Below are 267 nucleotides of genomic sequence, written 5' to 3'. Positions count from 1 at the left end.
GGAGCAATTTCCGTCTCTATCTTCATCTTCGTTTTATTCTCTAGATCACGCTTACACTGCATCATAACTTCCCTATGCCTTTCGTCGTGATAAAGCAGTATGGACATATATTGCCTTCCACCGTAGCCATTACGGGACGAATTATGAGATGTCCAAAAATATTTTACAATTTCTTCAAAGGAAAGTTCCACAGGATCATAATCTATCTGGAGTGTTTCTGAGTGGTCTCCCATGTTTCTATATGTGGCATTAGACGTTGTTCCACCT

1 protein-coding gene is annotated in these 267 nt (G+C 40.1%); it reads right to left on the bottom strand.

The genetic code is table 11. From position 1 onward, the window contains the following. Nucleotides 1–267: peptide-methionine (S)-S-oxide reductase (locus tag AOA60_RS23910; protein WP_143522549.1), on the bottom strand; the 267-nt coding region annotated here is incomplete at both ends.

The organism is Pseudomonas sp. 2822-17, assembly GCF_002742485.1.
Classification (GTDB): Bacteria; Pseudomonadota; Gammaproteobacteria; order Pseudomonadales; family Pseudomonadaceae; genus Aquipseudomonas; species Aquipseudomonas cyclaminis.
Note: the sequence above shows the minus strand (reverse complement) of the source record. Positions and strands in the feature narration are given on the sequence as shown.